The sequence below is a fragment of the Desulfobaculum sp. genome (assembly GCF_054921475.1).
Map to the genome: position 1 here is coordinate 1 of NZ_JBUDSW010000225.1, position 6,084 is coordinate 6,084.

3 protein-coding genes are annotated in these 6,084 nt (G+C 64.3%); all 3 read right to left on the reverse strand.

The genetic code is table 11. The features are described from left to right. Nucleotides 1–1,287: sigma-54-dependent transcriptional regulator (locus ACY69P_RS13175; protein ID WP_462327802.1), on the reverse strand; the 1,287-nt coding region annotated here is incomplete at its 3' end. Between the two features lie 15 nt (nt 1,288–1,302). Further along, nucleotides 1,303–3,876 carry an ATP-binding protein gene (locus ACY69P_RS13180; protein ID WP_462327803.1) on the reverse strand — a complete coding sequence of 858 codons (2,574 nt, stop codon included), beginning with the start codon at nt 3,874–3,876 and terminating at the stop codon, nt 1,303–1,305. A gap of 74 nt (nt 3,877–3,950) precedes the next feature. Next, on the reverse strand, nt 3,951–5,630 hold the full coding sequence (locus tag ACY69P_RS13185) for an FmdE family protein (RefSeq protein WP_462327804.1): 1,680 nt from the start codon (nt 5,628–5,630) through the stop codon (nt 3,951–3,953). Nucleotides 5,631–6,084: the final 454 nt, after the last annotated feature.

The window sequence follows — 6,084 nt, forward strand, 5'->3', positions numbered from 1 at the left end:
CGGAAAGCCGCCCGTGGCGCACAGGTGGGCGTCGAAGACGCCGCGCATGGCGCGCAGCGGGTCGCATGTGGGGTCCGGCGCGCCGTCGCTTGTGCCCGTGGGCACACTGGCGAGGTTTTCCTTCAACATGCTGATGCGCAGGCGCTCGGGCAGGTGCTTGAAGAAGAGTTCCGGTTCGTAATAGGCGCCGACAATGGCGCTTTCCAGCGTATTGCCCAGCTCGCGCACGTTGCCGGGCCACGAGTGGGCGCGCAGGGCGTCCATGAAGTCCGGGGCAAAGGTTTTGGGGTCGATGCCGTTTTTGGCGTAGATGCGCTCCGCCAGTGCGGGGACAAGGGCGTCGATGTCCTCGGGGCGCTCGCGCAGGGGCGGAATCTGGATGGTGACGGCGCACAGGCGGTAGAGGAGGTCCTCGCGGAATTCGCCGTCCTCAGCCATGGTTTCCAGATTCCGGTGAGTGGCCGCCACCACACGGAAGTCGCTGGAGACCTCGTGCTGGGCGCCAACGGGGCGGAAGCGCTTTTCCTGCAACACGCGCAGGAATTTTTTCTGCAGGTCAAGGGGACGCTCGCCCACCTCGTCAAGGAACAGGGTGCCGCCGTCGGCTTCCTTGACCAGTCCGGTGCGCGGGGCGTCCGCGCCGGTAAAGGCGCCGCGCACGTGCCCGAACAGGGTGCTCTCCATGAGGTTGGCGGGAATGGCCGCACAGTCCACCACGATGAAGGGCTTGTCCGCGCGGGCGCTGTTTTCGTGCAGGGCGTGGGCGAAAAGCTCCTTGCCGCTGCCCGTCTCGCCGGAGAGGAGCACATTGGCGTTGCCGCGCGCGGCGATGGCGAGGCGCTCCATGGTCTTCTCTATGGCGGCGCTGTCGCCCACGATGCCGCAGCGTTTGACGGGTGCGGGGCGGGTGAGCTCGCGCAGGTTGTCGCGGTATTTGAGCACGCGCTTGAGGGGCAGCAGGATTTTCTTGGGGGACAGGGGCTTTTGCAGATAGTCCCACGCGCCGTTCTTGATGGCGAGTTCCGCGCCGTCCGGGTCGCCTGCGCCGGTCATGATGATGACCTCGGGCGGCACGGGCAGGTTCTTCAGGTGCGGCTGGATGTCCAGACCGTTGCCGTCGGGCAGGCGGACGTCCAAAAAGAGCACGTCAAAGTCGCCGCCAAGGGCGCGGCTGAGGCCGTCGGCATAGGTATGCGCGCTTTCGGCGTTGTGCCCGATGTTGCGCACCACTTCGCCGAGGGCCTCGCAGGTGGGGGCGGTGTCGTCAATGATCAGAACGTTTGCCATGATATTCCTCTGTCGCTAGGCCTGCTGGCCGTCTTCAGTCTGGGGGCGCAGGTATTTGCGCACCGTGACGGCGAGGTCCTGCAGGCTGACGGGTTTCTTCAGGTATTCCTGTATGCCAAGGCGCGCGGCGTCGTGCTCGTTAAAGCTGTGGCTGTAGCCGGTGCACAGAATGATGGGCACATCCGGCCGGATGGCGAGGATTTCCCCCGCCAGCTTGTCGCCGCGCAGGTCCGGCATGTTGTAGTCCGTGATGACGAGGTCAAAGGACGCCGGGTCCCGGCGGAAGTCGCCAAGGGCGGCGCGGCTTTCCGTGGCGGCGTGCACGCGGTAGCCAAGGCGCGTCAGCAGGCTGGTGTACGACTCGGTGAGGTCGTGCTCGTCATCCACAAACAGGATGCGGCCTGTGCCGCAGGGCAGGCTGGGCTTTTCATGCGCGGGCTGGACTTCTTCGGCAAATTCCTGCGCGGGCAGAAGCACGGTAAAGGTGGAGCCTGTGCCAAGGGTGCTGTCCACCAGCACGGTGCCGCCCCATGATTTGACAATGCCGTCCACCACCGCGAGGCCAAGGCCCGTGCCCTCGCTGGGGGTTTTGGTGGTGTAGAACGGCTCAAAAATGCGTTCCAGTTTTTCCGGACTGATGCCCGTGCCTGTGTCTGCCACCTCAATGGCGAGGTAGCGTCCTGGGGGCAGGGTGCTTCCTTCCGGCCCGCCCGTCATGCGGCGGTGTACTGCGCCGAGGGTGATGCTCAGGCGTCCGCCCTCGGCGTGCATGGCGTGGGCGGCGTTGGTGCACAGGTTCATGAGCACTTGATGAATCTGCGTCGGCTCGGCAAGAACCGGCGGCTCCGGCGACTGGATGGTGTAGTCGATGGCAATGGACGCCGGGAGCGACGCCTCAAGGAACTTCACGGTCTCCTTCACAATGGGGCTGATGGTCAACAGCGCCACCTCGTCGCCGCCTTTGCGGGCAAAGCTGAGGATCTGGCTGACGAGGTTGCGGCCACGGTCCGCCGCCGTGAGGATGCTGCGAATCTTGTTCTTGAGGGTCTCGTCGTCACCGGCGTGGAACATCTCCACCAGTTCGCCGTTGGCGATGATGACGCCGAGGATGTTGTTGAAGTCATGGGCGATGCCGCCGGCAAGGGTGCCGAGGGCTTCCATGCGCTGCACGCGCTGGAGTTGGCGCTCCTTTTCGTGCAGGGAAATTTCCGTGCGCTTGCGTTGCAGGGCTTCCTCAAAGGCAAACAGCATCTCCGCCAGCAGGGTGACTTCGCTTTGGGTATGCGCCTGCCGCATGCGCGTTGCCGCGATGATTTGGGGCTTGGCGTCGTGGTCGCCCTGCAGCGGTACGGCCACAACGTGCAGGTGCGCCTTGCCTGCTTCATCAGTGCACAGCGCCTGAATAACGCGGCCACGGGCGAGGTCGCGGACCTGCGTCTCGTCCAACCGGGTGGAGAGAAAAAGCGTGGCGTGCTCCTCGGACGCATCATGCGAGGCCACGCCAAGCAGTTCCAGAATGGAGCCATCGGCGTGTACTTCGCCCCATGCGGCGTAGTCGCTGCCGGACAGGCCCATGGCCTCATCCAGACAGCGGCGCATGACTTCGCGCTCCGTGTGGCACTCCAACGAGCCGAGCAGGACCTTGTTGATGGAACTCAGCGCCGCGGTGCGCAGGGCCACCTGCCGTTTGAGGCTGCGGTTCCATACAAGGATAAGACAGATGCCGCCGATGACAACACCTACCGCCGCCAGCATGCCCAGCCAGAAGGTGCGGCTCATCCAAAACGGTTCGTACTGCAGGGACAGCCACTTTTCCTCAATGGCCTTACGCTCGTGCGGGAGGATGAGGGCAAAGCCCTTGCGCAGGATGCTGTTGAGCATCTGCATGTTTTTGCGCGAGGCCATGCGCAGTTCGATGGAATAGTTGGTCAGCCCCGCGATGCGCAGATTGCTGATGCGCGCGTTGGCAATGTAGTGCGAGGCCAGCGCCATGTCGCAGATTAGCGCGTCAATGTCGCCAACGGCCAGCGAGCGCAGGCCGCCGATATAGCCGCCCGCCACGGGCACGACTTCGCAGTCCACCTTGAGGCGTGTTTTCAGGTATTTGGTGAAGTCCGGCGACACGGTGACGCCAATGCGCATGCCGCCCAGCTTGTCGAGGGTGAGGTCGTCCGTGAATTCCTTTCGCGTGATGATGGCGGCGGGAACGCTGACGTAGGACTGCGTAAAGTCAAGGTACTGCTGGCGCTCCTCGGTCATCTCAATGGCGGCGATGATGTCGATGTCGCCGGCCTTGATGCGCCGCAGGAGTTCCTCGCGGTTGCGAAAGCGCACGGGCTTGAAGTCCAGCCCCACCTTTTTGCTGATGAGCTTGATGTAGTCCGCACTGAGGCCGGAGTAAGACCCCTCAAGGTCAAATTCCTCGTACGGGGGAAAGTGCAGGCTGGTGCCGATGGTGACCTCGTCCTTGTGGTCCTTAATCCACTGCCGTTCTTCGGGCGTGAGGGGATTTTGGGGCGAGTAGTCGTCGCAGCCGGCAAGAACGGTGATGGCCACAAGGGCGAGGAGCACGAGGGCTCTCTTGAGCATGGGAGGTGACTCTCCTTGGATGCGCCCGCCGCCCCGGGCAGGGCGGCGGGGCGGAGCATCCATAAAGGCCGTGGCTATTTGCCGAAGGGGCACTTGGGGAAGCTGCAGTTGGTGCAGCCAAGGCACATGCCGCCTTCGCCAAGGCGGGCGAGGTCTTCGCGGGTGATGGACAGACCGGCCAGCAGGCGTGGCAGCAGCAGGTCGAGGCTGGTGCGCTTGAAGAACAGCGCGCAGGCCGGAACGCCCAGCAGCGGCGCATCGCCAACGCGGCCTACCAGCGTCATGGCGCCGGGCAGAATGGGCGCGCCGTAGACGAGGTCCGTGGCTCCTGCGTCCACAAGGCCGTGGCGGGTGACGTCGTCCGGGTCCACGGACAGGCCCGCCGTGGTGATGATGAGGTCGCAGCCGTCGGCAATGAACTGCTTTACGGTGTCGCGGATGATGTCGCGGTCGTCGGGGACAATGGCGCAGCGGTGCACGCTGGAGCCAAGGTCCGTGAGCTTGGCGCGGATGATGCCTTCAAAGCGGTCCTCGATGGTGCCGTTGAACACTTCGTCGCCGGTGATGAGCACGCCCGAGCGGGCGGCCTTCAGCGGCAGCACCTGAAAGACGGGGCCTGCCTCAAGGGTGGCCATGGCGCGCTGGAAGTCCGGGCGGCGCAGGTACAGCGGAATGGCGCGGGTGGCGGCGACTTCGGCGTCCTGCCGCACAAGGGTCCAGCCGTTGCGGCTGGCGGCCATGACGCCGGGGGCGAGGTTGAAGGCGTACAGGCGGTCGGTATCCACACACAGCAGGCCGTCGCGCTCGGCGCGCAGGGTGACCTTGCCTTCGTGCGGGTCGGCCGGGGCGTGGACGCCGGCGCCGGACATGGCGTCTGCAAAGGCCTTGGCGCAGTCGTTCTCATGCACCCAGTCCTCGCCGACTTCGTTTTCGGAAACATAGACGTTGTTGCGGCCCATGGTCTGCAGGCGGCACAGGTCGCCCGCCTCAAAGGTCTGGCCCTTGCGGAAGGCCGCGCCCTTGCTTTCGCCGGGGACGATGCGGGTCATGTCGTGCAGGGCGTCCTTGCCTACGGCCTCGTCCACAGCCACGGTGTGCAGGTTTTCCGGCACGGGGTAGACCACGGATTCGCTGTCGCCCTCAGTGGTGGCGGGGCGCACGTAGGGGGATTCGCCACGGCAGGAGCGGCACATGGGGCCGTGCATGGAGGGGTAGGCGTCGCCGCACAGGGGGCAGATGGCGATGTCGCCCTTGCTGCGCTTGACCAGCATCTCCTTGCTGACCTGAATGGGCTCCACGCTGAGGATGTCCGCGCCGTACGTGCCGATTTCCCAGCGGAGCTTGTCGGAGTCCTGCTCGGGCTTGGGCTTTTCCTTCAGGAACCACACGCGCAGTTCCGAGTCCGCCGGGAGCTTGTCCACATCCAGACGCACGCGCACGCCAACGCCGGTGTATTTGTCGTACATGCTCATGGCGTAGATGCCAAAATTGAGCACGCGCACCCAGCCGTTGCCCAGCGTACAGGGCGTCAGCATCTGGATGGCGTCGGGCAAACACCACGAGGTTTCGGAAATGGCTTCAAACAGGGTGCCTTCGGGCAGGTGGCGTCTGGCCTCTTCTACCATATAGCCGCCAATAAGCAGGCCCGGGGCGGGATAGTTGTGGAACAGGCGCGCCATCTCGATGAATTCTTCAAAGGTATGGGAACCAATATTCCTGTATCCGGCGGCGCCGGACGTCTGGGATGCAGTCATGTGATGCTCCTGATGGATGATATAGGGGGTGCATCCGCTCAGTACAAGGAGTGTGCCAGAAGAGGAAAGTTGTGATGGGAACAATTTCAATAGGTTAGTGAACGCAGCGGCGCACGCACAAGGGGCAGTTTCCATAAAATGTGGAAGGTCTGTCAAACGGAAAAGTGTCCCCTTCCAGAAAAGGTGGAAGGTTTGGGCGCGAACGTCTGGGAAAAGCGGAAGAACTTTTTTTGCCCGTGCTCGCGGGCTGGGTGGAGGCCGAAGACAGCGGCGAGAAGAGGGAGCACGTGGGCGGCGGAGACTGGGGGAGAGGGAGAGACGCAGGGAGGGCCGGACGGCTTCCCGCGCGGCGCTGGGTATGGGACATGCGGCGATGTGGTGGTCACGTGTTGTCTGGGCGCGGGAGGCGGCCCCCAGCCGGGCGTGCGCGGCTTTTGTGCGGGGGGATTGGCTC